Source organism: Rhizobium sp. CFBP 8752 (assembly GCF_014842035.1).
Taxonomy (GTDB): domain Bacteria; phylum Pseudomonadota; class Alphaproteobacteria; order Rhizobiales; family Rhizobiaceae; genus Neorhizobium; species Neorhizobium soli.
The window spans coordinates 1-26,333 of record NZ_JACYUZ010000001.1; the positions used below are offsets into that span (position 1 = coordinate 1).

The 26,333-nt window shown below is 60.0% G+C and carries 25 protein-coding genes and 1 pseudogene; 10 read left to right on the plus strand and 16 right to left on the minus strand.

What is annotated here, in order from left to right; translation table 11 throughout:
- Positions 1-239 precede the first annotated feature (239 nt).
- The gene (locus IFT59_RS00005; RefSeq protein WP_192085562.1) at positions 240-1,229 is read right to left on the minus strand and encodes a TerC family protein; all 990 of its coding nucleotides are present in this window, start codon (positions 1,227-1,229) and stop codon (positions 240-242) included.
- 311 nt (positions 1,230-1,540) lie between these two features.
- Here IFT59_RS00005 and IFT59_RS00010 point away from each other — a divergent pair, with 311 nt between their 5' ends.
- Complete coding sequence (locus IFT59_RS00010) at positions 1,541-2,452, plus strand: LysR substrate-binding domain-containing protein (RefSeq protein ID WP_192085564.1); 912 nt, start codon at positions 1,541-1,543, stop codon at positions 2,450-2,452.
- Between the two features lie 70 nt (positions 2,453-2,522).
- Here the strand turns inward: IFT59_RS00010 and IFT59_RS00015 are convergent, their stop codons facing one another.
- From IFT59_RS00015 to IFT59_RS00025, 3 genes are read right to left on the minus strand one after another with little or no spacing between them, the layout of a single operon-like run.
- A complete protein-coding gene (locus IFT59_RS00015) occupies positions 2,523-3,545 on the minus strand; it encodes a LacI family DNA-binding transcriptional regulator (RefSeq protein ID WP_249407538.1) in 1,023 nt (340 codons plus the stop codon).
- Between the two features lie 35 nt (positions 3,546-3,580).
- Positions 3,581-4,570, minus strand: a complete 990-nt coding sequence (locus IFT59_RS00020; RefSeq protein ID WP_092659134.1) for an ABC transporter permease — start codon at positions 4,568-4,570, stop codon at positions 3,581-3,583.
- Positions 4,571-4,582: 12 nt separating this feature from the next.
- Positions 4,583-5,221 (minus strand): ATP-binding cassette domain-containing protein, encoded by a 639-nt coding sequence (locus tag IFT59_RS00025; RefSeq protein ID WP_244476247.1) that lies wholly within the window; start codon positions 5,219-5,221, stop codon positions 4,583-4,585.
- A gap of 252 nt (positions 5,222-5,473) precedes the next feature.
- Here IFT59_RS00025 and IFT59_RS00030 point away from each other — a divergent pair, with 252 nt between their 5' ends.
- The 5 genes from IFT59_RS00030 to IFT59_RS00050 all read left to right on the plus strand — a co-directional run bounded on the left by IFT59_RS00030 (position 5,474) and on the right by IFT59_RS00050 (position 11,154).
- Complete coding sequence (locus IFT59_RS00030) at positions 5,474-6,454, plus strand: NAD-dependent epimerase/dehydratase family protein (protein ID WP_192085566.1); 981 nt, start codon at positions 5,474-5,476, stop codon at positions 6,452-6,454.
- A gap of 41 nt (positions 6,455-6,495) precedes the next feature.
- Positions 6,496-7,488 carry a sugar-binding protein gene (locus IFT59_RS00035; protein WP_092659140.1) on the plus strand — a complete coding sequence of 331 codons (993 nt, stop codon included), beginning with the start codon at positions 6,496-6,498 and terminating at the stop codon, positions 7,486-7,488.
- A 126-nt stretch (positions 7,489-7,614) separates the two neighbouring features.
- Positions 7,615-8,562 (plus strand): sugar-binding protein, encoded by a 948-nt coding sequence (locus tag IFT59_RS00040; RefSeq protein ID WP_092660899.1) that lies wholly within the window; start codon positions 7,615-7,617, stop codon positions 8,560-8,562.
- A 75-nt stretch (positions 8,563-8,637) separates the two neighbouring features.
- A complete protein-coding gene (locus IFT59_RS00045; RefSeq protein WP_192085568.1) occupies positions 8,638-10,137 on the plus strand; it encodes a sugar ABC transporter ATP-binding protein in 1,500 nt (499 codons plus the stop codon).
- A gap of 9 nt (positions 10,138-10,146) precedes the next feature.
- Positions 10,147-11,154, plus strand: a complete 1,008-nt coding sequence (locus IFT59_RS00050; RefSeq protein ID WP_092659144.1) for an ABC transporter permease — start codon at positions 10,147-10,149, stop codon at positions 11,152-11,154.
- A gap of 52 nt (positions 11,155-11,206) precedes the next feature.
- On the opposite strand, the gene IFT59_RS00055 is transcribed toward IFT59_RS00050, so the two are convergent.
- The 6 genes and pseudogenes from IFT59_RS00055 to IFT59_RS00080 all read right to left on the minus strand — a co-directional run bounded on the left by IFT59_RS00055 (position 11,207) and on the right by IFT59_RS00080 (position 17,809).
- Complete coding sequence (locus IFT59_RS00055; protein ID WP_192085570.1) at positions 11,207-11,977, minus strand: SDR family NAD(P)-dependent oxidoreductase; 771 nt, start codon at positions 11,975-11,977, stop codon at positions 11,207-11,209.
- Positions 11,974-12,969 (minus strand): ABC transporter permease, encoded by a 996-nt coding sequence (locus IFT59_RS00060; protein ID WP_192085572.1) that lies wholly within the window; start codon positions 12,967-12,969, stop codon positions 11,974-11,976. The genes IFT59_RS00055 and IFT59_RS00060 overlap by 4 nt, the downstream gene beginning before the upstream one ends.
- Before the next feature lie 60 nt (positions 12,970-13,029).
- Positions 13,030-14,070: a sugar ABC transporter substrate-binding protein gene (locus IFT59_RS00065; RefSeq protein ID WP_192085574.1), complete on the minus strand. Its 1,041-nt coding sequence runs from the start codon at positions 14,068-14,070 to the stop codon at positions 13,030-13,032.
- 34 nt (positions 14,071-14,104) lie between these two features.
- Positions 14,105-14,874, minus strand: a pseudogene (locus tag IFT59_RS00070) (ATP-binding cassette domain-containing protein).
- Entirely contained in the window at positions 14,871-16,010 is a 1,140-nt protein-coding gene (locus IFT59_RS00075) for an ROK family transcriptional regulator (protein ID WP_192085576.1), read from the minus strand. Before IFT59_RS00075 ends, IFT59_RS00070 begins: the two are co-directional and overlap by 4 nt.
- A gap of 305 nt (positions 16,011-16,315) precedes the next feature.
- The gene (locus IFT59_RS00080; RefSeq protein ID WP_192085578.1) at positions 16,316-17,809 is read right to left on the minus strand and encodes an aminotransferase class V-fold PLP-dependent enzyme; all 1,494 of its coding nucleotides are present in this window, start codon (positions 17,807-17,809) and stop codon (positions 16,316-16,318) included.
- A 96-nt stretch (positions 17,810-17,905) separates the two neighbouring features.
- On the opposite strand from IFT59_RS00080, the gene IFT59_RS00085 reads away from it, so the two are divergent.
- Positions 17,906-18,391, plus strand: coding sequence for an Lrp/AsnC family transcriptional regulator (locus IFT59_RS00085; protein WP_062462056.1), 486 nt, complete (start codon positions 17,906-17,908; stop codon positions 18,389-18,391).
- Between the two features lie 104 nt (positions 18,392-18,495).
- Here IFT59_RS00085 and IFT59_RS00090 read toward each other — a convergent pair whose 3' ends face one another.
- Positions 18,496-18,699, minus strand: coding sequence for a cold-shock protein (locus tag IFT59_RS00090; RefSeq protein ID WP_012760580.1), 204 nt, complete (start codon positions 18,697-18,699; stop codon positions 18,496-18,498).
- 301 nt (positions 18,700-19,000) lie between these two features.
- Here IFT59_RS00090 and IFT59_RS00095 point away from each other — a divergent pair, with 301 nt between their 5' ends.
- The 3 genes from IFT59_RS00095 (at position 19,001) to rocF (ending at position 22,371) form a co-directional block, all read left to right on the plus strand.
- On the plus strand, positions 19,001-20,197 hold the full coding sequence (locus tag IFT59_RS00095; RefSeq protein WP_192085580.1) for an amidohydrolase family protein: 1,197 nt from the start codon (positions 19,001-19,003) through the stop codon (positions 20,195-20,197).
- 189 nt (positions 20,198-20,386) lie between these two features.
- Positions 20,387-21,313 carry a dihydrodipicolinate synthase family protein gene (locus IFT59_RS00100; protein ID WP_192085582.1) on the plus strand — a complete coding sequence of 309 codons (927 nt, stop codon included), beginning with the start codon at positions 20,387-20,389 and terminating at the stop codon, positions 21,311-21,313.
- A gap of 137 nt (positions 21,314-21,450) precedes the next feature.
- Positions 21,451-22,371, plus strand: coding sequence for an arginase (gene rocF / locus IFT59_RS00105; RefSeq protein ID WP_192085584.1), 921 nt, complete (start codon positions 21,451-21,453; stop codon positions 22,369-22,371).
- Positions 22,372-22,378: 7 nt separating this feature from the next.
- On the opposite strand, the gene IFT59_RS00110 is transcribed toward rocF, so the two are convergent.
- The 5 genes from IFT59_RS00110 to IFT59_RS00130 form a co-directional block, all read right to left on the minus strand.
- Entirely contained in the window at positions 22,379-23,170 is a 792-nt protein-coding gene (locus IFT59_RS00110) for an amino acid ABC transporter ATP-binding protein (RefSeq protein ID WP_192085586.1), read from the minus strand.
- Entirely contained in the window at positions 23,167-23,835 is a 669-nt protein-coding gene (locus tag IFT59_RS00115) for an amino acid ABC transporter permease (protein WP_192085588.1), read from the minus strand. Before IFT59_RS00115 ends, IFT59_RS00110 begins: the two co-directional genes overlap by 4 nt.
- Entirely contained in the window at positions 23,832-24,473 is a 642-nt protein-coding gene (locus IFT59_RS00120) for an amino acid ABC transporter permease (RefSeq protein ID WP_184654669.1), read from the minus strand. Before IFT59_RS00120 ends, IFT59_RS00115 begins: the two co-directional genes overlap by 4 nt.
- 99 nt (positions 24,474-24,572) lie before the next feature.
- Positions 24,573-25,403: a transporter substrate-binding domain-containing protein gene (locus IFT59_RS00125; protein ID WP_092659166.1), complete on the minus strand. Its 831-nt coding sequence runs from the start codon at positions 25,401-25,403 to the stop codon at positions 24,573-24,575.
- Between the two features lie 171 nt (positions 25,404-25,574).
- Positions 25,575-26,288, minus strand: a complete 714-nt coding sequence (locus IFT59_RS00130; RefSeq protein WP_192085590.1) for a GntR family transcriptional regulator — start codon at positions 26,286-26,288, stop codon at positions 25,575-25,577.
- Positions 26,289-26,333 lie beyond the last annotated feature (45 nt).

The following is a 26,333-nucleotide window of genomic DNA, read 5'->3' on the forward strand; positions in this document are numbered from 1 at the left end:
CTGAAGGCCGCAGGTTCAAATCCTGCCCCCGCAACCAAATCATCATTATCGAAAAACACCCGTAGCCATAAGCTGCGGGTGTTTTGCGTTTGTAGCCTGACCGAACCGCATCGACGGCCGATACGCCGTGTCCGCCAAAGACGGGTGACGCCGGATGCGATCGGGTTTGCACTGCATCCGGCAGTCTCTACTGATGGGTTGCAAGACAGGGGCACGGTGTGGCCGCCAGTCCCGCCCCCTCAGACCGTATTCCCGGCACGTGTATCGCGTGTCTTCACCAAGCTCCAGATAACGCCCGAGGCGATGATAGCGAAGGTGATACCGAGCGAGAGTGAAGCGGGAAACTTTTCGAGACCCAGGAGGTCAGCGACGAAGATTTTCGAGCCGATGAAGATCAGCACGATTGCGAGCGCCGGCTTCAGATATCGAAAGCGATGGATCATCGCGGCGAGTGCGAAATACAGTGCGCGCAGCCCAAGGATCGCGAACACATTCGACGTGTAGACGATGAACGGATCGGTCGTGATCGCAAAGATCGCAGGGACAGAGTCGACCGCGAAGATCACGTCGGCGATTTCGACCATGACGAGCGCCATGAACAGCGGCGTCATGAACCAGACCAGTTTGCCGGTCGTGGGATGGGGCTTCTTGACGAAGAAATCCTGACCGTGATGCTCTTCCGTGACGTTAAACCTGCGCCGCATGAAGCCGACAATGGGATTGTTGCCGATCTCGGGTTCCTTGTCGCCGATCAACAGCATCTTGATGCCGGTGATAACGAGGAAGGCGGCAAAGAGATAGAGGACCCATGAAAAGTTCGAAACCAGCGTCGCGCCAAGTCCGATCATGATGGCGCGCAGAACGATCACACCCAGCACGCCCCAAAAGAGGACGCGGTGCTGGTATTTGCGCGGCACTGCGAAGAAAGAGAAGATGAGCGCGATGACGAAGACGTTGTCCAGCGCCAGCGTTTTCTCGACCACGAAGCCCGTCAGGTAGTTCATCCCCTGCTCGTCGCCGAGCTGCCACCAGATCCAGCCGCCGAACGCAAGACCGAGCGCGATATACATCGAAGACAGGATCAGGCTCTCGCGGACACCAATCTCGCGGTTGTCGCGGTGAAGAACGCCGAGGTCCAAGGCCAAAAGGGCAACCACGATCGAAAGGAAACCGAGCCACATCCAGACGGGCTTGCCGAGCCAGTCTGCGAAGAAGAATGCAAAGTCCATGTGAACACTCCAGCCGGTCGTTCACGGTGGATGCGGCGTCCGACATCGCGAGAGGACCGGCAGCTCTCGCCAGAGGGGCCCGGACAGGGGCACAAGGAGTAAACCGCGGGCGCAGGACCCGCGGTAGCAGATGGAACTGGATCGTGATCAAGAGGGCTTGCGCGTTTCAGTCGGAGCGCCGCGATGGCCTTTCGAGGTCGAAGCCAGTTCCATCTTCGACCTCCTCTTTGATCAAAGACTGATCTGGCGATCCCATCGTCATTGCGCCAATTGATTGTTGAAATTGTCTCGATAGTGATCGACTATTGAGCATGCCGTTTCGCCCCAGTCTTCGCCAACTCGAATACGTCGTCGCGCTTGCTGAATGCGGTCATTTCGGAAAGGCCGCGAAGCAATGCCATGTCTCGCAACCAACACTCTCCGTCCAAGTGGGGATCGTGGAAGAAAATCTGGGCGTCCAGCTGTTCGAGCGGACGTCGACGACGGTTCTCCTCACGCCGGTCGGGGAACGTTTTGTGCATGGTGCCCGCGTGGCGCTTGCCGCAGTGGGCGATCTGCTCGAGACCGTCGCAAAGCACAGCGCAGCGCTTGGCGGCGTCATCAGGCTGGGCACGCCGCCGACTTTCGGGCCGTATTTCCTGCCCAGGTTCCTACCGTCCTTGCATAAACAATACCCCGATCTGAAGATCTACATCGTCGAAGATCGTCCTGCTGCGATCGAAACCGCTGTCGCGGAAGGAACGCTCGACTGTGGCCTCGGCCCCTTATTCGGCGAGCGGCCCCTGATGTTCGTGCCGATCGGCAGGGAGCGGCTGCTGCTGGGCGTTCCCGCTGACCATCGGCTTGCAAAACGTCGGGCTGTCTCCGTTCAAGAGCTGAAAGGCGAGCGTCTGCTGGCGCTTGGAAGCGGACACCAGTTGCTCGAGAGCGTTCAGCGACTGGCGAAGGCGTCCGGCGCGACTGTCATTGACGACTATGCCGGTACCAGCCTGGACGCGATCAGACAAATGGTGTCGATCGGCATGGGCTGCTCGCTGTTTCCCGAACTCTACGCACAGGCGGAGTTCCGCAACGCAGAAGACGTTCATCTCCTGGAAATCGAGGGCTGGAGTGAGACCCGTCAGGTCGGCGTCTATTTCAGGTCAACCAGCGGCCGGGTGGCGCATTTTCAGGAACTTGCCAGAAGGGCGACAGACGCTGCATTGGAGCTCGGGATCGGCTGACGCGCCGGCGGTCCTTTCTGCTCAGCAAGTCATTCCATTGGCCGCGAACCTTGCAGCAGCCAGTTTAAGCTCAGGCAGAACTGCGCGCGACCAGTCGGCACTCCACCTTCAGCTGGTCGTGATTGCTGGTCAGCCCGCCAGCCATATCGGAAAGCAGCTCGACGGCCATTACGCCCATCTCGAACATCGGGAGATGGAAGGTTGTCAGCGGCGGCATCGTGAACTGGGCAATGTCTCTGTTGTCGAAGCCGACGACGGAGACATCCTCCGGGACAGACTTGCCGAGTTCGTTCAGCGCTTCGATACAGCCGAGCGCCATGAGGTCGTTCGCGCAGAATATCCCGTCCGGGGGATTCTTCAGCTTCATCAGCGCATGCGTCTTTTCGTATCCGGACGGCGGTTCCCAGTTGCCATAGTGCACGAGGTCGGGGTCGTAGGAGAGATCGTTGCTGGCAAGAGCCTGCTTGTATCCGCGCAAGCGGTCGCGCGGATTGTCGAGACCTTCCTGGCCGTTGATCAGGGCTATCCGCTTGCGCCCGGCGCTGATCAGCCGTTCCGTCGCCGCCCGGCCGCCGGCGACGTCTCCCGGCAGGATGGACGGAAGCCGACGCTCTTGATCGTAGCAGTTGACCAGCACAGAGGGGACCTTCAGAAGCGGTTCCGGCGGATCGATCTTGCGGGTCAAAATAGTGCCGAAAATGTAGCCGATAAGTGCCTGTCCGTCACAGATCGAAAAGATGCCGCCATCCGGGTCCTCGCCTTTGCGGAAGACGCCAAGTGTGACGATAATCCCGAGTTCGAGTGCCTTTTCGCGGGCACCTTCGTAGGCAAGGGCCATCCATGGATCGGTGGTCAGTTCGTCGACGGCAAAAACGATTACCTTGTTGGCGGGCGCACTGCCGGGTCCGGAACTGGCTGATGACTTGTTCGCGAGACGATAGCCCAACTGATCCGCCGCGTCGAAGACCCGCTTGCGGGTGGCTTCGGTGAACCGGGCGCCGGAACTGCCATTGAGAATGAGGGAAACGGTCGCCTGAGATACGCCTGCCAGCGCGGCCACGTCCATCATCGTCGGTTTCAAGGCATTCTCCATGTCGGACACCGTGGTTTCCGGGGTATGGTGCCGTGTCAGGATCGAAAGTGCCGGACACGGTCGAAGGCTACGGCAACCACAATGAAGGTACCTATGAACATTCCTTGCCAGAATGTCGAGATGCCGAGCAGGATCAGAGAGTTGCGAATAACTTCTATCAACAGTGCTCCAACGACCGCACCGAGCGCATTGCCTTCGCCACCGGCCAGATTGGCACCACCGATGACGGCCGCGGCAATCACCGTCAGCTCCATGCCTTGGCCGAGATTGGTGGTCACGCTGCCGAGCCATCCAGCCATCAGAACGCCGGCGAGCCCGGCGGTGAGAGCCGACACGCCATAGATACTCACCTTCATGCGCCGCACGGGGATGCCTGTCAGGATGGCGGCGTTCTCATTGCTGCCGATCGCAAGCAGATGCTGCCCCCATCGGGTCCACCTGAAGACCAGCGACATTACAAGGGCTAGCGCAGCGAGGACGTACAGGGGGTGGGGTATGCCCAGCGTCGAGCCGCCGCCGACCCAGATCAGCAGGTCGTGGTCGGGGCCGAAATTCCAGATCATCTTGTTGTCCGACAGGACCATGGCCAGGGACCGAGCGGCCGAAAGAGTGCCCAAGGTGACGACGAAGGGTGGCATTCCGGCATAGGCGACAAGCACGCCGTTCAGTACGCCCACAAGGAGGGCTGCAAGCAGCGCAAGAGGAAATGCGAGGAGGAAGGGCATGCCACCCTCCATGGTGACGCTGATCACCATGGCACTCAACACGACGGTTGAGCCCACCGACAGATCGATGCCGCCCGAGGCGATTACGGTCGTCATTCCGATCGCGATGATGCCGACGAAGGCGAAGTTGCGCGCAACATTGAAGAGATTGCGCTCTGTTGCAAAGCTGTCCGTTAGAATGCTGAGCGCGAGGCAGGCAAGGACCGCAGCGATAAAGACCCAGAACAGCTGCCGGCTCGATACGCGTGAGATCCAGCTTCGATGCTCGCTGCGGGCAATCACGTCATCCAATGTGGTCATGGCGATCTCCTTTCAAGCGGCTTCGATGGCGCCGGTGATCAATCCTGTCACTTCTTCGGGCGACGACTGATCGGCGCGTTTGCTGGCGACGAGTTCGCCGCGCCGCAGCACCGCAATCTTGTCCGAAACACCGAAGACGTCGGGCATGCGGTGGCTGATGAGAATGACGCTGATGCCGTGATCACGCAGCCTGCGAATGACATCGAGAACCTCGGCCACCTGGCGGACGGAGATTGCGGCGGTCGGCTCGTCCATGATGACGATCTTGGGTTCGGACAGCAGCGTGCGGGCGATCGCAACCGCCTGGCGCTGGCCACCGGACATGCGGCGCACCAAATCGCGTGGTCTCGTTTCCGATTTCAGTTGCCGGAACAGCTCCGCTGCGACGCGGTTCATCTTGGCATAGTCGATGTAGCGCAGCGGCCCGAGGCTGCGCATGGTCTCTCGCCCCAGGAAGACATTGGAGGCAGCCGAGAGATTGTCGCACAGCGCAAGGTCCTGATAGACGACCTCGATGCCGTGTCGCTGTGCGTCGCGTGGGTTGTGAAAGGTCACCGGTTGATCATCGACGCGGATCTCTCCTGTCGATGGTGGGAAGTTGCCGGCGATAATTTTGACAAGCGTCGTCTTGCCGGCGCCGTTGTCCCCCATCAGTCCCAGAACCTCCCCTGGTTCGACGGTGACACTGACACGCGACAGCGCGTGTATTGCGCCGTAACTCTTTGAAATTGAATGCAATGAAAGCCGTGACACGCTCCGCCCTCCCTCGGCTGATCCCACGATGGCATTCTGTCGGCACCATAGCCTGCACGTTGCCCGCCCGTAAACGGGTATCAATAATGCTTGACTTAATATTATAACCAAATATTAATTATTCAACCTGAAAGCGAAAAGGGGGCGGTGATGCGGTTGCTCGTGACGGGCGCCACCGGAAAGGTGGGCCAAGCCTTCCTTCCCGCCTTCCTTTCCAATCCGCGCTTTGCGAAATGGAATGTCGTCGCGCTCTGCAACAACCGGGCCCTGGAACCCGGTCCCCGTGTCTCCGTCGTGAAGGGGTCCATGGCAGATCCGCAGATTGTCGGGAAGGCGCTCGAAGGTGTGACGCATGTGCTGCACTTGGCTGCCGTGAAAGAGACGCCCGATCAGGCCATCGATGTTGCTCTCAAGGGGCTCTACCTCCTGCTGGAGGGTTTCAGCCGTTCGGCTGCGAAACAGCAATTTATGCTGCTGAGCGGTGATTGTGTCGTTGGGCACATTTTTCATGGTTACAGCGCACCGATCACGGAGCAGTCGCCGAGGCGAGCCTATCGCGGTGTCTATGCCCTGACCAAGGTGCTGGAAGAGGCCATGGTGGAACAGTTCGGGGTCCAGGAGGGTCTCAACTGGACCACGCTTCGCGCGCCGTGGATCATGGAAAAGGACGACTTCCGCTACGCCCTAGAGGTCGGTCCTGATCAGTTCGGTGGGCCGCCCTGGTCAGCGATGATGGGAGCGGACGATCTCGACGAGATTAGGAAGAGCCGGGCCATACCTGCCATGCGGGATGGTCGCGGCGCCTATCTCAAGCGCAGCTTTCTTCATGTCGATGATCTCGTCAATGCGATGATCGCCGCGCTGGACAATCCGGCTGCGTATGGAGAACTGTTCAACGTCGCCATGGACCAGCCGGTCGATTACGGCGCGCTGGCCGGTATCCTGGAGGCTTCCGGCGATCGGCAGCGCCGCGACATCCCGACACCGTTTCACAGCAACTGGCTCGACAATTCAAAGGCCCGGATGGTTCTCGGCTGGCAACCGGAAATCGATGTCGAAGGACTTGTCGAGCGTGCCTGGAGCTACAGGCGTGCAGGAAATGATCCGCGCATCATTTGGTATCCCGGCTGAGCAGGAGGGTTTCGCCGGCGATTTGGAGGAGGAGAAAGGCAATGAAAACAAGATATTTGGCATTCACTGCAATACCTATTCTCATGTTGCTGGCCGGCGAGAGCGCTGCGGAGAGCAAAAAGACACTCGCCATCGTCGTCAAAGGGCTCGACAATCCGTTCTTCGAACAGATCAATCTGGGCTGCAAGAAGTGGCTGTCGGAAAATCCGAAGAGCGAATACGAGTGCCTCTATACGGGACCGGCCTCTTCGGCCGACGAAGCGGGTGAGGTCCAGATTGTCGACGATCTGCTGACGCGCGGTGTTGCAGCGATTGCAATCTCGCCGTCGAACGCGCCGGCCATGGCGAACCGCGTGCGCCAGATCGCGCCGCAAATTCCCGTCATGACCGTCGATGCGGACTTCCTCGAGAAAGACCATGATCTGCGCAAGACCTATCTCGGCACCGACAATTATCTGATGGGTGTGAAGATGGCTGAGCAGACGAAGAAGCTGAAGGCGAAGGGTGGCACGGTGTGTCTGCAACTCGGCAATGTTGGTGCCGCCAACATCAATGCGCGTGCCCAGGGTTTCCGTGACACGATTGCGGGAGCCAAGGACGTGAAGCGGCTGAGCGGACAGAACGGCTGGACTGAAATCGAGGGATGCCCCGTCTATACCAACGACCAGGCGGACCTCGCCAATCAGCAGATGTCGGATGTCTTTACAGCCCATCCCAAGCTCGATGCCTTCATCCTGATCGGCGGGTGGGCACAGTTCGCGCCACAGGCCTATACCCAGGTCACCGACCAGGTCATGAGCAAGCTGAAGTCGAAGGAACTGGTGATCGTGGCGGGGGATACGCTGCCACCGCAGACCCAGGCCTTTCGTGAGGGCCGCAGCCATGCGCAGGTCGGTCAGCGGCCCTTCGAGATGGGCTACAAGGCACCCGACGTGATGATTAAGCTGATCAAAGGCGAGAAGGTGGATGATCCGCTGTTTACCGGCCTCGACATCTGCAACGCCGAAGATCCCGGTTTCTGCAAGACCAACTGACGGCGCCGTGGCGCCCATGGCGCAGACGCTGAAACGGACCCGATAACCGGGCTGAGGCTTTGCATCGCTCGGTTGTCGCCCTTCAACCTGGAGCAGCCCTGGAGGAGTGGGTTGCGGGAGGACAAGATGAAAAGGATTACGATCACGGCCCTCGTGGCCATGGCGACCATGGTGGCTATGCCAGCGGTCGCCGCAGAGAAAAAGGCTCTCGCCTTCGTTGTCAATGCCGCTTCCGATTTCTGGAAGCTGGCTGAGGCAGGGGTCAAGGCGGCGCAGACCGAGCTTCCGGATTTCGAGTTGCAGTTCCGTTATCCCACGCAGGGCACGGCTGCACTGCAGAACGCCCTGATGGATGACCTCGTGGCTGCGGGGACCGACGCAATCATGATCTCGTCGGCTGACCCGAAGAATTCCGTCGATGCCTTCAACCGCATCGCAGCGCAGGTTCCGCTCTTCACGACGGACAGCGATGCGCCGCAGTCGAAGCGCATCGCCTATCTGGGTTCGTCCAATACCCAGGCCGGCATCCAGGCGGGGGAAATCGCGGTCAAGGCGCTCCCCAAGGGTGGTAAATGTATGGGATTTGTCGGCTTCCTTGGCGCTGATAACGCCAGGGAGCGGATCGACGGTTTTCGCCAGGCCGTGAAGGGCAAGTCGATCGAACTCGTCGATGTGCGGGGCGATGACGTCGATTTTGCCCGCGCGCGGTCCAATGTCGACGATGTCCTCGCGGCAAATCCGGACATCACCTGCATGGTGGGCTTTTATTCCTACAATCCACCAAAGATCTATGAAGCGTTGAAAGCGGCCGGAAAGCTCGGGAACATCACGGTGATCGCTTTCGATGAAGATCCGATCACGCTCGGAGCCGTGCGGCAAGGCGAGTTTGCAGGCACGGTCGTTCAGGACCCCTATCAATGGGGCTACCAGGGGATGAAGCTGATGGCGGCGTACCTGAAGGGGGACAAGTCGAAAGTGCCGGCAGATGGATTGATCATCGTGCCGACCAAAGTCATCGACAAGGCGAATGTCGATGCGTTCGAGAAGCAGCTCAAGGCGCGGATGGGCGGGTAATACGCGCCTGGACGCGGCCAGCGCGGATCTTTCGGGCTGCGCGCTGGCCCTCAACGCATTCGAGGTTCACGCCAGATGACAGCTGCCGCCCGCATATCTCTTGATCTCATCGGCATCACCAAGGTCTATCCAAGCGCTGTGGCGCTCAATCAGGTGTCGCTCGGCATCCGGGGCGGTGAAGTTGTCGGGTTGATCGGCGAAAACGGTGCTGGAAAATCCACGCTCATGAAGGTGCTTGGGGGCACGATCGTGCCCGATGAAGGTGAGATCGTCATCGATGGGAAGACGGCGTCCCATCTGACACCCGCCGAGGCCTTGGCCCGTGGCATCGCGTTCGTGCACCAGGAGCTCAACCCATTTTTCAATCTCGATGTGGCGGGCAACGTTCTCCTGGGCCGTGAGCCGCGCAGCCGCCGCTTCGGTTTTATCGACCATGCGGCCATGGCTAGGCGGGTGAAACCACTGCTCGACATGCTGGGCGCTCGCTTTCAGCCATCCACCCAGGCTTCGGAACTTTCGCTGGCGGACCAGCAGCTGATGGAAATCGCCAAGGCGCTCTCGACCAATGTCCGCTTTCTGATCCTCGACGAACCGACATCGAGCCTTACGCTTGCGGAAACCCAACGGTTGCTCGATGTGGTGCGCCGGTTGCGGGCAGATGGAGTGGCCATCCTGTTTATTACCCATCGCCTTGCCGAAGTCGAAGCCGTCGCAGACCGGGTGGTTGGGCTCAGGGACGGTCGAAATGCCGGGGAGCTCCGAAGCGGCAGCATCAATCGAGATGCTATGGTGCGATTGATGATCGGCCGCGATGTGACGCAATTCTACACGCCCCCGCATGTAAGGCAGGGGCCGGTGGTGCTTCGGACACGAAATCTCAAAACCGAAGCCTATCCGCAGGCCCCGGTCGATCTCGAGGTTCGAGGCGGGGAAATTCTCGGCCTTGCCGGTCTGGTCGGCGCAGGTCGGACGGAACTTGCGCGCGCGATCTTTGGCATCGATCCCGTCCAGGGCGGCCGTGTCGAGATGAACGACAAGCCGGTCGCATCCGGATCGGTGCCTGCAGCAATCGCCGCCGGCATCTGTTTGGTGCCGGAAGACCGCAAGGGTGAGGGACTGTTCCTCGACTTCTCTCTTTCTGAAAACGTGGTGATGCCGAACCTTTCGGAGATCGCGACCGCTGGCTTCGTCGATCGCGGGGCCGAAATGGAGATCGCTGATCGGTCCCGCAGCCGGCTATCGATCCGTGCGCCGCGGCTCGACCGTGCGGTCAGCGAATTGTCGGGCGGCAACCAGCAGAAGGTCGTTCTGGCAAAGTGGCTCGGGCTCGATCCCAGGCTCATCATTCTCGACGAGCCGACGAGAGGCATCGATGTCGGAGCAAAGGCTGAGGTTTACCGCCTCATGCGCGATCTCGCGGAAGGCGGAGCCGCGGTGCTGATGATCTCGTCCGATATGGAAGAAGTCATCGGCGTCTCGACGCGCGTGGCGGTGATGCGGCGCGGGGCCATTGCCGGCATCCTGTCGCGGGCGGATCTGTCCGAAGAATCGATCCTCAGTCTGGCGGTCGGATAGGAGATTGGCATGCACAAGAAAGACATCGGCCTTGCCGTCCTCGTTCTGACCGTGGGCGCCATCGTGACACTGGTCAATCCGCGTTTCATTTCTCCGGTCAATCTTGCCAACACAGCCAATCTGATTGGACTGTTCGGGCTGTTTTCGATTGCCGAGGCCTTCGTCATCGTCACTGCAGGGATCGAGCTTTCGATCGGCTCCGTCATCGCCCTTCTCGGCGTCATCTTCATCGACCTGATCGCCTCGCATGGCGTTCCCTGGCCTGTCGCCTTTGCGATCGTGCTGGTCCTGTCGGTTGTGATCGGATTGCTGCATGGCTGGCTCATTACACGGCTCAAGCTGCAGCCCTTCGTCGTCACACTGTGCGGTCTGCTGATCTACCGAGGCATAGCGCGCTTCTACACGAGGGACGGGACGGCCGGCTTTACCTTTGGGACGGATCTTCCCATGCTCGAATATCTGTTCGTCGGACGAACAGCGGGCGTTCCCCATTCCGTCATGGCTTTTGCCGTGTTTGCGGTGCTTGCATGGTTTCTCCTGCACCGAACCGTTTTCGGACGTCATCTTCTGGCCGTCGGAAAGAACGAGGAGGCGGCTCGTTATTGCGGGATCAATACAAAGCGCGTGATCGTCACGGCTTATGTTCTCTGTTCCTTCCTGACGGGCGTCTCGGCCATTTTCTTCGCCATGTACACGAAGTCCGTCCAGCCCTCGTCGCATGGGAATTTCTACGAGCTCTATGCCATCGCGGCTGCGGTCCTCGGCGGATTTTCCCTGCGCGGTGGGGAAGGCTCGATCGTCGGGGTGGTGCTCGGGGTCGTGTTGCTTCAGGTCCTCCAGAACCTCGTCAACCTGCTCGGCATTCCCTCATCGCTCAATTTTGCGGTGATGGGTGCGGTCATTCTGGTGGGTGTTATTGCCGATACGCAGTTCCATGCCTATCGGCAAAGGCGACATCATCAGGCGACCCGCTCTGCCTTGGCCGAGGTTTCCCGCATCCCGTCGGCAAACGGATGACGGATAGGTCGTCGACGATCGACACAGAGCTGGTCCCGGATGCTGGAAATGATCAGGGTGGCAGGAGCCTGAAGTCCGCGCCTTCCGGCAGGAGCTGTCCGCCATCGACGACAATGGTGGTGCCGGTCACATAGCTCGCATCGTCGGAGGCGAGAAACAGGAAAGCATTGGCAACGTCGCGCGGCGAGCCGAGGCGGGCGAGCGGAATTGCGTCCTCCATGTTCTTGATGAAGGCGGCGCTACGATGCAGCTGGATCGCTTCCGTCAATATGTTGCCGGGCTCGACGCCATTGACATTGATGCCATAGGACGAGAATTCCAGCGCTGCCGAACGAATGAAGCCGTTGATGCCAGCCTTGCTCGCCGCATAGTGGCCATGGCCCGGGCTTGTAACATGCGGGCCGGTGATGGATGACGTAAACAGGATACGCCCCGAGCCCTGGTTTTTCATCGGCGTCAGCGCGGCGCGCGCGGCGTTGAAGCATCCGCGCAGATTGACCCCCATCACGCTGTCCCAGTCTTCCGGAGACGTATTCTCGATGAGCTGCCACGGATAGATGCCGGCGTTCTGGACGATGATGTCGAGCCGCCCGTGACGTTCGAGTGTGAACTCGACCGCAGCAACGGCGTCTTCCATCTTCGAGATGTCGGTGTGGACGAAGTCGATACCGAGATCATCGGCTGCCGCCTTGCCTTCGTCAGCTTCGGAATCGGCCAGTACCAGCTTTGCGCCTTCCTCCTGAAAGCGGACGGCGATTGCCTTGCCGATGCCGCGCGATGCGCCGATGACCAGCGCCACCTTGTCTTTCAATCTGTCTGTCATGCGAGCCTCTGGCGGAGCCTTTGTTTGAACGTATCGAGTAGAACCGCTGCAAGCACCAGGAAGCCGTGGATGACCTGGGTATAGTTTGCCGGCAGACCCATCAGGTTGATGGCGGTGTTGATGGACGAGAGGAGCAGCACTCCGGCGTAGACGCCGGGCAGCGCACCGACACCGCCCTTGAGGCTGACACCACCGATGACGACTGCCGCAAAGGCGTTGAACAGCAGCCCAACGCCGAGGTTTGCCGTGGCGCCTGATGTGCGTATGGCAAGCAGCCATCCAGCCAGGCCGGCAATGGCGCCTGCCAGTACAAAGGCGATGATCAAGTTGCGGGTGACGCGAATGCCGGCGCGGTAAGCGGCGGTCTCGTTCCCGCCGATCATTACCAGGTGCCGGCCGAATGGCGTCTTGGCCATCAGCACCGAAAAGACCACGAAACAGGCAATCGCAATCCAGGCTGACAGCGGAATGCCAGCCACGCGCTCGATGGCGAACCAGCGGATGGCCGGATCCAGATCCTGGGCGGAGCGCCCGCCGGAAACCGCCAGCACGATGCCGCGCACCCAAATGAAGGAGGCAAGCGTGATGATGAAGGCGCTCATCTTGAGTTTCACGACAAGGAAGCCGTTGAAGAGACCGATCAATGCGCCGATCCCGCAGGCAACGAGCAGTGACGCTGGGATCATCAGCCATTGCGGTGAGAGCTTGATCCCCATGCCGATCCCTGCCGAGCAGAAAAGGATGCCGACCGCCATGGCCGCCAAAGCGGCAACGGATTCTACCGAAAGGTCCATATGGCCGGCGATGATCACCAGAGCCAGGCCGATCGACATCACGCCCAGCACGCTCGACGCTTCGATGATGTTTGTGAAAATGCCGATCTGGAAATAGTTCGGGATCAGGGCCGAAAACAGGGCAAGCACGACGATGAGCATGAACCAGACGAGGTTATCGAGTACAGATTCTAGACTTTTGCGCGTACGGGGCTTCATGCGGCAAATCCGGACTTGAGGGAAGGAGTCCGGGGTCTTTCGACCCCGGATGAAGGGTTGTTATTCGACGGATTTGATCGAGGCTGTCGGCGCTTTCATGTTGCCCCAGAAGGCCGGGTTGTCGACATTCTCCTTGGTGATCGCCGCACCCGGGATCTTGATGTTCGGCCCCCAGGCTTCCTTCGTCACGACCCCTTTCAGGCCAAGCACGTCATAGTCGCCGGCCTTAATTTCCTGCTTGCCGACGATCTTGTCCATGAACATGGCAATGGCTGCCGCCTGGGCATAAAGCGGTTGCTCGACTTCGGTATTGAGCCAGCCCTTGCGGATCAGATCGAGGCCGACGGGAGCGCCGTTCGAGCTCATCATCATGACGTCACCTGGCTTCTTGCCGGCTGATTCCAAAGAGGCGACGGCTGCAACCGAAAGATGGGCTGCATGCAGGAAGATCAGGTTGATATCGGGATTGGCCAGCATCTGATCGGAGACGATCGTCCCTGCATTGCTGGCTTCCCACTGCATGGCGGGCACAGAGATGATGGTCACCTTCGGGAAGGCCTTCATCTTCTCTTCGAAGCCCTTCTGGATATCGAGCGTGTAGGGATCGCCAGGGTCGCCCAGAACCTGCAGGATCTTGCCCTTCACGTCGCCATTCTTCGCCTTGAGCATCGCTTCAGCCTGTTGCGCGGCAACATGGCCGATCTCGATCGTCCCGGCGACCGAGGTGAAGTCTGACACGGTCGAGGTGACCTGACGGTCGAACTCGAAGACCGGAATACCGGCCGCACGGGCTGCCTCGATGGATGGTTTCAATGCGTTGAAGTCGACAGCGGCGAGGATGATCGCCGCCGGCTTCAAGGCGATGACATCGTTCATCTGCGACTGCTGTGCGTCAGTCTTGTTGTCGGCGTTAAGGGTTTTCATCTCGTAGCCGGTCTGCTTCAGAAACATTTCCAAGGCGCTGACCGAGCCTGTCTGGAATTCGTCGAGCAGTGTCGGCACAAGATAATAGACCGTACCCTTGGACTGTGCGGCCGCCGTTGTGAGCATTGAAAGGCCGAGCACCAAAACGCTCAGCAAGCTTAGCATTATTCGTCTCATGATCGTTCTCTCCAGTTTTACGCCGGACCCCTTGTCATTGTTTGCCCACCGGTCCGGCGCCGGTGAGGGTTTGCCCTGTGATCATTTCGATCACTGCATCCGGGCTTGTCTTGGTTCTGTCGACATCGCCGGCGACGACGCCGTGGCGGATGACGACGATGCGGTCTGCGACCTGAAAGGCCTGCTGCATGATGTGGGTGATGATGACGACACCGATGCCCTGGCTGGCGACATGGCGGATCATGTCCAATCCCCGCCGCGTCTGTTCGACCCCAAGTGCGGCAAACGGCTCGTCCAGCAAGAGGAGCTTGCCACCCCAATGGGCAAACGATTGAGCTCGATCGCCTGCCGCTGGCCGCCGGACAGATGCTCGACCTTGGTGCGCATGGAGGGAATGCGGGTGCCGGCACTGGTCAGTGCCTTGGTCGTGATTTCCTCCATCGCACGCTCATCGAGGAAGGGGATGCCCGCGATCTTGCGGGTGATCTCGCGGCCCATGAAGAAATTGGCGACGACGTCCACATTGGTGCAGAGAGACAGGTCCTGGTAGACCGTCTCGATGCCGGCTGCCTTGGCCTCGGCAGGCGTCTTTGCCTCGAACTCTTCGCCTTCGAAGAGCATCTGACCTGACGTGGGTTGCAGACCACCCGAGATGATCTTCACAAGCGTGGACTTGCCTGCGCCGTTGTCGCCGAGAAGGGCGACCACTTCTCCCTTTCCGATCGAGAAACTGATGCCCTTCAGCGCTTCGATCGCGCCGAAATTCTTGCGGATATCATTCAGGACAAGCAGTTTTTCGGTCATTCGACAGTCCCCTTCTCTGAAGTCTCGAACATCTGGCCGAAGCGCGGCGACAGGACGCCGAAAACGGCTAGCGCGGCTGCGCCTCGGAGTGCCGAATGCTGGCAGTCACTGGCGACGACGACACGTGGATGCGGGCGGTTGGTGCGGGCGGAAACCGAATTGCTCAGGCCGTCGGCCAGTGCGGCAAGCTGCTCGATCAAAGACTGCGGCGCCAGGCCACCGAGCACGACAGTCTCTGGATCGAAAAGGTTCTCGATCGTGCGGATGGCATTGCGAAAGATCGGCGCGATCTCGCGGACCCATTCGGCCTCGGGCAGGCCTCGCCGCGTGAAGGCCTCGAGCGAAAGATAGCGCTCAAGGCAGCCATTGTTGCCGCAGGGGCAGGGCTCGCCATCGGGAACGGCGGGGATATGGCCGATTTCGCCGGCATTGCCCCAGGCGCCGCGCATCACTGTCCCGTCATGCATCATCGCGCCGCCAAGGCCGACGCCGAAGAACAGGTAATAGTAATCCGAAATCTGTTGGCCGAGACCGTAGAGCTGCTCGCCGAGCGCCGCTGCCGCCATGTCGTTTTCCATAAAGGCCGGCAGACCTGTCGCCTCTGTGAGGCGGGAATTGATGTCGACGTCTTTCCAGCCGGTCATCGTTGTCGGGCCAACGAAGCTGATGGATTCCACGTCGAACGGCCCGGGCAAAGCCAGTCCGACGCCCAGCAGGCGGCCGCGGCATGGGCTTGCCTTGAGTTCGTCCACCATCTCGCCAATCAGAGCGAAGGCTTCGTCCGGTTTCGGGTTGGACGCGCTGCGGTGGCGGCTCTCGACGACATCACCGCGCAGATTGACCAAGGCAACGTCGATGCCAAGCGGCGTCAGGTGAATGCCGACCGCATGCCCACCCTCCGGATTGACGGTCAGCTTCGAGGGCGGAATACCGCGGCCCCGAGGCTTTTCGCGCACCGAGACGATGAGCTCTTGTTCTTCGAGTTCCCGGACAATGGTGGAGACAGTCTGTACGGTGAGGTGAACCCGTTCGGCAATTTCGCCACGCGTCGTCGGACCAGTCAGGCGGATCGCTTCCAAGACGATCCGTCTGTTGTAGGGCCTTCCGGATTCCTGGTTGGTACCGCGCAGCGCCATTTCGAATGTCTCCGAATGACGAAAGTGTGTCAGCGGTCACGTATTTAGTCAAATGGTTTTCAAAAAAGAAAAATGTGCGCGCGAAGGGCCCGATCGCGCTGACGTTGCAAAGGCTGACCTGACGGTTCGCGCGCGCTTTCCGCGAAAGAGTTCGCCTCACCCTCGGAGCCAGGAATCATGACCAGCGCCTGATCAACATGAGCACGAAAGCGTCATCCTCCGCCGGTAGGTCGCGCTATGTCACGGGGGTCGTACCCGCAAGGCGGCCGGGTGGGCACGCCAAACGGGAGGCGTTTGGCAAAAGCCTATGCCGTCGCCTCCAACGGTTGAGCGAGGGGCGAGAATATCGCCCGGCTGCGATCGACCATGTATGACGCTGTATGGGAAGGGGCATCCCGGGCGAGTTGGATCACCGCTTCAAGGATGAACCTGACTTTTTCCTCGGAATGGAGAACGCTCAGATTGAGCCGGGTGAAACCCGGTTTCTCGATTTCGTTGCCGTTCCGGATCGATTGCCTGATCCGCTCTGACTGTTCTTCGTCGATCGACAGGAGGCGGTGGACATAGGGGCCGGCGCAGGCGCAGCCGCCGCGGGCCTGGATGCCGAAACGATCCGAGAGCATGCGGGTGATCAGTTGCTGGTGCACGTAGCCGCCCTTTCCATCCCTGATGCGGAAGGAAAAAATCGGTAGTCTCGACATTGTCATTGAGCCCAGCAGCTCGATCTGGGGGACGCCCTGCCAAGCCTTGAGCGCGCGCGCGGTGAAATCCTCGTTCAGGCTCGCAATTCTCTCAAGGCCGATTGCGTGCTTGACCATGAATGCGAGTGCGGCGCGAATATCGCCGATGACGTTGGGGGTTCCGGCTTCTTCGCGCGCTTCGATATTGTCGCTGTAATCGTGGCCCGTCGGGGAGACGAATTTGACGGTGCCGCCGCCTGGCCAAGAGGGTTTTGTAGTGACGACTGCATCGCGTCTGACCACGAGGATACCGGAGGCACCGGGGCCACCGAGGAATTTATGGGGCGATACGACGATGGCGTCGATCTCGGCGCCTTCGGCCGGTGTCATCGTGATTGGGATATAGGGACCTGCGCCGGCGAAATCCCAGAGGATCTTTGCGCCTGCCGATTTTGCGAGCCGGGTGACCGCTTCGATATCCGTCATGATACCGGTGATGTTCGATGCGGCCGAAAACGAGCAGATCGTCAGAACGTCCCTGCTGTCCTTAAGAGCCTTTTCCAGGAGGATGAGGTCAGGGCCTCCATCGCAACCTTCCTGAATTTCGATGATCTCAGCGCCGCTTTCCCGCCAGGGGAGGATGTTCGAATGATGCTCGTAGGGGCCGATGATGACGCGGGCGGGTTTGCCGGTAGTGACCGCATCCTCGACGCCGAGCAACTTGACCAGGCGGTTAATGCCGGCCGTTGCACCGGATCCGGCAAAGATCACCGCGTGGCGGCTGTCGGCGCCACAGCATTCGGCGATAGTGGCACGCGCTTCACGGCGCATGCGGGTCATCATCGCTCCGCAAAAGGACGCTTCCGTATGGCTGTTGGCATAGTAAGGCAGGACCTCTTCAAGAACGAAGGTTTCCACCTGCCGGAGCGCCCGTCCTGACGCCACATAATCGGCATAGATGAGATCCTTCAGGCCGTATGGCCCGTCCACCTTGGCGGATGCGCCAATCATTCCCGAGGTCAGTGCTGCAATCGGATCGGCGACAGCCAGACTGCGACGAAATCCCTGAAGAGCAGTTTCGGGTTCGGTTCGTGGCATGCAGTCAGCCAGCTGGCGCATTGTCGATCTCCTTGACGAGTTGACTGCGATTATAAACTGAAGCAGGGTCTGAATTCTTCACCATACTTGCGCTGATTTTGCCAGGAACTGTGTCACATGATCGAGAAAGACCTGAATTTCGATGAAATCGATCTACGGATCCTCACGAGCCTGCAACGCAACTCGGCCTTGTCGCAGCGTGATTTGGCAGAGCATGTCGGACTTTCGCAAAATGCATGCTGGCGCAGGCTGCAGCGTCTGCAGGCAAGCGGGATCATCGGCAATGCCCGATCCGAGATCGATCTCGACCTGCTGGGCTTCGATCTGACGGTCATTGTGATGATTCGCACACGCCACCATTCCAAGGAATGGGCTGACGATTTTCGCAGGCATGTCGATCGCCTGCCGGAGGTGATCGACTTTTACAGGATCGGGGGAGATTGGGATTATCTGATCAAAGTCGTGACCCGCGGAATATCCGGGTATGACGCATTTTATCAGAAGCTCATCACGAATTTCGATCTCGCGACGGTGACGGGCTTTTTCGCGATGGAGGCGATCATTCGCAACCGTGCACTGGATCTCAGCCGAATGAACCGGTGAGACTTGGTTCGGTTTCCAGCCATATTTGGCGGCACAACCGATGGATTAACCCGCAGAATGTGCCTAGCCCACCCTAAAGCAGGCTAGGCGCTTTTTATCGTCGCTTAGAGAACCGAGACGTTTTCAGCCTTCGATTTACCGGTCTTGCGATCCTGTCCGACTTCGAAGCTGACCTTGTCACCTTCGCGAAGCGAGCCGCCGCGCTGCAGAGCAGAAACGTGAACGAACACGTCCTGGCCGCCATTCTCAGGCGTGATGAAGCCGAAGCCCTTGTCGTCGTTGAAGAATTTAACCGTACCTGTCGCCATGAGAAACCTGTTTCCTATGTAATCCGCGAAATTGCGATGGGCAAACTATAGCGCCACCGCTTCACTATCAACCCCAGCACCATGAACACCGTGATGCCCGGCCCGTATCAACGCCAAATTTTCTTGCCACCGACTACGCAAAGTATCTTAAGCATTGATATCTCTGGCGAGCAAGCCTGCCGCGACACCTAACTCCGTTATCTTGATCGGATATTGGTCGCATAGCGGGCAATAAGCCGTATAAACCAGGGGGTTGCCGCCGACCCGACGCTGTAAACGATGCTAGAATTTGAGGAAGCCCATGACCAAAAGCACGACGGTTTTCACCAATGCCAGGCTGGCGGAGGGCGTTCTGCGCGATATTCACGTCGAGTCGGGGCGGATATCTACGATCGAAGCCGCAGGCTCGGTTACTCCTTCTGCCGAGGTCATCGACATCGGCGGCGAGTTGCTGGTTCCGGGTCTTGTCGAAGGGCACATCCATCTGGATACGAGCTTCTACGGCGATAAATGGATGCCGCATCGGCCCTGCACCAACGGTTTCGACGTGCAGGAGCGGGTCACCTTCCAGGCGGAGAACATGGCCGCCGCGGCGCCGATGGACAAGCGGGCCCGCGATCAGCTCGATCTCTGCATCGCCAATGGCACGCTTTCCATGCGCAGCCACGTGATGGTCGATGGTTCGGTCGGGTTGAAATCGCTGGAGACAATCCTGGCGGTTCGCGAGGACTATAGGGATGTGATCGATATCCAGCTGGTGGCTTTTCCGCAGAGCGGCATCCTCAGGAGCCCCGGCACACCGGCGCTGCTGGACGAGGCCATCGGGCTGGGTGCCGATCTGGTCGGCGGTCTCGATCCAGCCAGTTTCGATCGTGACGTCACCGGCCATCTCGATGTGGTCTTCGGCGTTGCCGAAAAGCACGGTGTCGATATCGACATTCATCTCCACGATTCCGGCAGCATGGGCGCGTTTACCATCGAGGAAATCTGCGCCCGCACGGTGGCGCTCGGCATGCAGGGCCATGTCGCGATCAGCCATGCCTATGGGCTTGGGGATCTCGGCGCTGATGCGGCGCGCAAAATTGCCGCAACGATTGCGAAAAGCGGCGTTTCGATCATGACCAATGCGCCGGGCAACCACAATTTCCCGCCGGTCGCTCTGTTGCGGCGAGAAGGCGTCACCGTGTTCAGCGGCAGCGACAATATTCGCGACAGCTGGTGGCCCTATGGCGATGGCGACATGCTGCACCGGGCGGAAATCATCGGCTATCGCTCGGGCTTTTATACCGATGAGGACCTGAAGGCGGCTTTCGATATCGTCACGTCGGAAAGCGCCAAGGCGCTTTGGATCGAGTCCTATGGCATCGAGGTCGGCGGACAAGCGGATTTCGTGACGCTTTCGGCCGCCAATATTCCGGAAGCGGTGGTCGCGTTCCCCGGCAACAGGCGTGTGTTCAAGGGTGGACGTCTCGTTGCCCAGGGTGGCAAACGGGTCTGATTCGCTTCGAGATCGGTGACGGAGGGCGGCTTGAAACCGTAACTCCGCCGATCGGGATGGCGGGCATGGTGTTCTTCGTCCACATCATGATACCGGTCGAACAGCCGGAGTCGGACAGGCCTTTGCTATTACCGGAGGTCCTGGAGCGAATTACCCTGCAGCTCATTCGATACTGAGAGGAGATATTTCATGACATTCAACGCCGATACCAAGGGCGTCTACGCCATTGCCGCGACACCGTTTCACGAGGATGGTTCGATCGATTTCGATTCCGTCGATCGGCTGACCGATTTCTATCAGGAGAGCGGCTGCACCGGCATTACCATTCTCGGCATTATGGGAGAGGCGCCGAAGCTAGAGGCGGATGAAAGCCGGGCGATCATCAAGCGGGTGGTCTCCCGTGCCAAGGTGCCGATCATCGTCGGCGTGTCGGCGCCCGGTTTCGCCGCCATGCGGTCGCTCGCTCGGTCCTCCATGGACATGGGCGCTGCAGGCGTGATGATCGCGCCGGGGCAGGGCGCCAAGACCGACGACCAGACCATCAATTATTTTGCAGGCGCCGTGGAAGCGGTTGGTGAAGACGTGCCGTGGGTGCTGCAGGACTATCCGCTGACGCTCAACACGGTGATCGCAACCAGCGTGGTCGCCAAGATCATCACCAACCATCCCTCCTGCCTGATGCTGAAGCATGAGGACTGGCCGGGTCTTGAGAAGATTTCGAAGCTTCGCGCCATGCAGAAAGCCGGAGAGTTGCGGCCGTTCTCCATCCTCTGCGGCAATGGCGGCATGTTCCTTGATTTCGAGCCGGAGCGCGGCGCCGATGGGGCAATGACCGGCTACGGTTTCCCGGACATGCTGACCGAGCTGGTCGGGCTTTTTGCCGCTGGCAAACGCGACGAGGCGCATGACCTGTTCGACGCGCATCTTCCGCTGATCCGCTATGAGCAGCAGCTCGGCATCGGTCTCGCGGTGCGCAAGCACGTGCTCAAGCGCCGCGGCGTGATTGCGTCCGATGCGCAGCGCAAGCCGGCACAGATGCTGACAGCCGCCGCCAAGGCAGAGGTGGATTATCTGCTCGCACGCCTCGCCAAACACGACAAGCGCGCAGCACTCTGACATCGGACGGAGCGGGATATCCCGTACCCGCTCCTTCCTCCGCCCGATTTTCCATGGATGAGGGTGACTGCTGCCTATCGGCCGCGTTCCGTGATAGGTCTTGAGCCCCAAGATTCGGTCAGCGACGGAAAAACAGCATGCATTGCAAACTCATCGGCGTTCCCCTTCAGGATGGAGCATCCCAGCTCGGTTGCGAGATGGGACCGAGTGCGTTGCGCACGGCAGGGCTTGCCGGCGCGCTCGCCGATCTCGGCCATGAGGTCAGCGATCTCGGCAATCTGGCACTGCCGGCGGTCTCTGATATCACCCATCCCAACACGGCGGTTCGCCGCCTTCCTCAGATCGTCGCCTGGGTCGAACTGCTGACGAAGATCGCCCACCGCGAAAGTGCCGAGGGCATGCCGATCTTTCTCGGCGGCGATCATGCGATGTCGGCCGGAATTGTTGCGGGTCTGGCACGCACCGCGTCGGAAAAGCAGCGCCCGCTTTTTGTTCTCTGGGTCGATGCCCACACGGATTTCCACACGCTGGAAACGACCGGCAGCGGCAATCTGCACGGCGTTCCCGTTGCCTATTTCACGGGCCAACCGGGCTTTGAAGGGTATTTCCCGCCGCTGTCGCATCCGGTCGATCCGGCCAATGTCTGCATGATCGGCATCCGCAGCGTCGATCCGCAGGAGCGCTCCGCGATCAACAAGAGTGACATCACCGTGCATGACATGCGCGCGATCGACGAACACGGCGTGGGCGCCGTGCTGCGCTCCTTTATCGAAAAGGTCGAGGCCGCGGGCGGTCTGCTGCATGTCAGCCTCGACGTGGATTTTCTCGATCCTTCGGTCGCTCCCGCCGTCGGCACCACGGTGCCGGGCGGCGCTACGTTCCGCGAAGCGCATCTGGTGATGGAAATGCTGCATGACAGCGGTCTCGTCACCAGCCTCGATCTGGTCGAGCTCAACCCTTTCCTCGACGAACGCGGCCGCACGGCGACGCTCTTGGTGGATCTGACCGCCAGCCTGATGGGCCGCACCGTGCTTGACCGCCCGACGCGGCGGTTCTGACGGCTCGTCAGATGAGCATGCTTGCGCCGCGGTCGAGATAGGTATCGAGGAACTGGTCGAGACGCGGATGGCGCGGCTTGGCAAAGACTTCCGAGGGCGGGCCGGAAAACAGCAGCTTGCCATGGTCGAGAAACGAGATTTGCTGGCCGACGGTCGCGGCAAAACCGATCTCGTGGGTCACGACGACCATGGTCATGCCTTCCTCGGCAAGATCCCGCATCACTTTCAGCACTTCGCCCGTCAGTTCCGGGTCAAGCGCTGATGTCGCCTCGTCAAACAGCATGATCTTCGGCTCGAGTGCCAGGGCGCGGGCGATGGCGACGCGCTGCTGCTGGCCGCCGGACAATTGCGACGGGTAATGGCCGGCGCGGTTTTCCAAGCCAACCTTGCGCAGCTGCGCCATGGCCTTTTCCTCGGCGTCTGCCTTCGACAGCTTCCGGACGATCTTCAGGGCTTCGCTGACATTACCGAGCGCCGTCATATGCGGCCAGAGATTGAACTGCTGGAAGACCATCCCAGTTTGGGCGCGGACAGCGCGGATCTGCGCCGGTGGCAGTCGTTCGCGCTTGCCCTCGGGCTTTTCGAAAAAGCCCAGCGCCTCGCCGTTGATGGTGATCATGCCGCTGGTTGATTCCTCCAGAAACGCCAGGCATCGCAACAGCGTGCTCTTGCCCGAGCCGGAAGGGCCGATCAGGCAGGAAACCTTGCCCTCGGGTATTTCGAGATTGATATCCTGCAGAACGGCCGTTTCTCCGAACCGCTTGACCAGGTTGCGGATGGTGATGGCGGGTAGGGTCATGCTTTCGAAAACCTCAAACGGGAAAGCCGGTGTTCGGCGGCGCGGCCAAGCCGGTCTGTCAGCTCGACAAGTGCCCAGTAGACGACAGCGAGAATGAAGATTGCCTCGAGATAGGCATATTGCTGCGAGCCGATGGCGCTGACGGTGGCCGTCAGTTCCGGCACGGTGATGATCGACAGAACGGCGGATTCCTTCAGCAGGATGACCGAGAGATTGACTGCCGGCGGCAGCACGATCAGCGCCATTTCCGGGATCTGGATGCGGCGGATCGTCTGCAGGCGCGTCATGCCAAGGCAGCCGGCAGCCTCAACATGGCCAACAGGCACGGCGGCAAAACCGGCTCGGAAAATCTCGCTGTAATAGGCGGCGCTGTACACCGTCAAACCGATCAGGCCGCAGGGGATCGGATCCAGCATCAGACCGACGAACGGACCGCCGTAATAGAGAAGAAAGATCTGGATCAGGAAGGGCGTGCCGCGCAGCACTTCGACAACAGAGCCGAGGGCCGCGTTGGTCGCAAATCCACCGAAGCGGCGGGCGGTTGCCACGAGAAAGCCGATGACGACGCCACCGGCAATGCCGGCGATCCAGAGCAGAAGCGTGACGAACAGCCCGCTGCCGAGTTCCGGCAGCTTTTCGATGATGACCTGAGGATTGAACATCATGCGGAAGTCCTCGCCATGGATCTTTCCGCGTATCGACCGAGCAGAGCGATCGTTGAGCAGATCACGAAATAGACCAGTCCGGCACTGAGGAAGATCGGGATCGGCTGGTAGGTGCTGGAGGCCAGATCCTGCGCCATCTTTGTCAGCTCGATGATCCCCACGACCGACACGAGCGACGATGCTTTGAGGATCATGATCGATTCGTTGACCAGCGTCGGGAGCGTCAACCGCAGGGCGATCGGGACCTGGATGCGTGCAAAGATCTGCAGCGGACTAAACCCCGTCACTTCAGCAGCCTCGATCAAGCCTTTCGGCACGCTGGAGAAGCCGCCGCGCAGGTTTTCCGCCTGATAGGCCGCGGTGCAGAGCGACAATCCGATAATCGCCGCGACGATGCTGGGCACATTGAGACCGATCGCCGGCAGCAGCGTGTAGATCAGCAACAGCTGGACAAGCAGCGGCACGCCGCGGAAGAAGCTGACGAACAGTCGTGCGGGTGCCGAGTAGATCGTCTTGCCGGACAGGGTCGCGGCCGAAAGCAGGATCGCGATGACGAATCCGATCGCAATCGAGACCAGGCTGATGCCGATGGTCGACACCGCCGCCTGCAGAAGAAGCGTGAAAAGTTTGAACGTCATCTGTCGTCACGTCTCGCCCGGAGGATGCGGCGGGCGGATGGAGCAGTGGGTGAAGCGGGCAGGACACGACTGTCGTCTCCTGCCCGTTCGCAAGGTTTGTTAGAACGCAGGTTCTTTCACTTCGTCCGGCGTGTCGAACGTCGTGCCGAACCACTTTTCCTGCAGTTTGGCTAGGCGTCCGTCCTTCTTCATCTTGATGACTTCGGAATTGACGTATTCGACGAGGCTCGCGCTGTCGGCGTCCTTCTTGCCGATGAAGCCGAAATAGGCCTTCTTGCCGAAGGCGGGTGTCACTACTTCAAAGACGCCGGCGCGCTGCTTTGCGACGAAGGCAATGTTCGGCAGCGAATTTGCGACGGCGACGATACGGCCGGCCGCCAGATCCGCATAGGCGTCGTTGAAGGAAACGTATTCGCGGGCGGTCACCTTGGTCGGCAGCGTCTCGGAATATTGCTGCAGCTGAGCAAGCTGCGCGGTCGCCTTGCCGGCGCCGACGGCCTTGCCGGCAATGTCTTCAGGCTTGGTGATCGATGTATCGCCGGCTTTCTTCAGGATGGCGACGGTTGCCTCTGCAATCGGCGCGGTCATCTTGAAGCGTTCCAGGCGTGCCTTGGTGATGGTGGCAGGGCCGGCTACGAAATCGAACTTGCCGGCTTCCAGTGCCGGGAAGACGCCATCCCAGGGCAGCTCGACCCATTCGATCTTGACGCCGAGATCCTTGCCGAGTTCTGCGAAGAAATCGACGTTGAGGCCCGTATGCGTGCCGGCATCGATAAAGTCGAATGGAGCAAAGGCGGTTTCCGTGCCGACCTTCATGACGCCGGCCGCCTTGATGCGGGCAAGCGCGTCATCTGCGGCATGGGCGGAAAGTGCCGTGGTTACGAGAAGCGCGGCGCCGACGGCGGCCTTCAGCAGGTGTCTCTTCAGCATTGGTGATGTCTCCACGTTATCGGCATACGCGTGCCGATTGCTGTTCCCGTTTATTGGCTCGGCGGAGTGAACCGGCCAAGCATGGAACAAATAGACAGAGCTTCCCAAACAGAGTCAACGCGCTTTCGCACCGCAATATAGAACCTTGGTAAGTGTTCAGATACTTACTGATCAGCCGATCGCGAGCGCGTCTTTCAATCCGAGGCCCTGCTTCTCCTGCAGGTCGAGATCGGCCTCGATATGATCGATATGGTGCAGCATCAGGGCAGCCGCCCGTTCGCCATCGCCGTCCTTGAGGGCGTCGAGGATCGCGAAGTGCTCGCTGTGGCCGCAGCTCGACACGCCGGAGCGTCCGTAAAGCGCGATCACCAGTGAAGAGCGGGCTATCAATTCGTCCATGAAGCGCTGCAGAATGGAATTTCCGGCGACCGAAGCCAGCATCAGGTGGAAATCACCGGAAGCCTTGATCTCGGCGCGTCGTGCGGCCGGACCGCGCTCAGTCATGTAGCGCTCTTCTTCCTGAAGCTGGCGCCGGAATTCTTCGATGTCATCCTGTGTGATCCGCTCGAGCGCCGCCGCGACTATGCCGGGCTCGATCAGCCGGCGCGAAGCAAAGATCTGCCGTGCTTCGTCCGGCGACGGATTGGAGACGAAGGCGCCGCGGTTTCGCTCGGTCTTTACCAGGCCTTCAAAGGTCAGCATCTGCAGTGCGGCGCGGGCGACAGTGCGGCTGACATCGAACAGCGAGCCGACTTCGGCTTCCGAAAGCTTGGTTCCCGGCGCCAGGCGACGGTCGATGATCGCGTTGCGCAGCGCTTCGCGTATCGCCATAGACCGGTCTTCCGGCGTCGTCTCGTTGAGAATGATCTGCTCGCTGATACTCATCACCACATCCCGTTAATCTCCATTACTCCAGACAAATAGAGATTG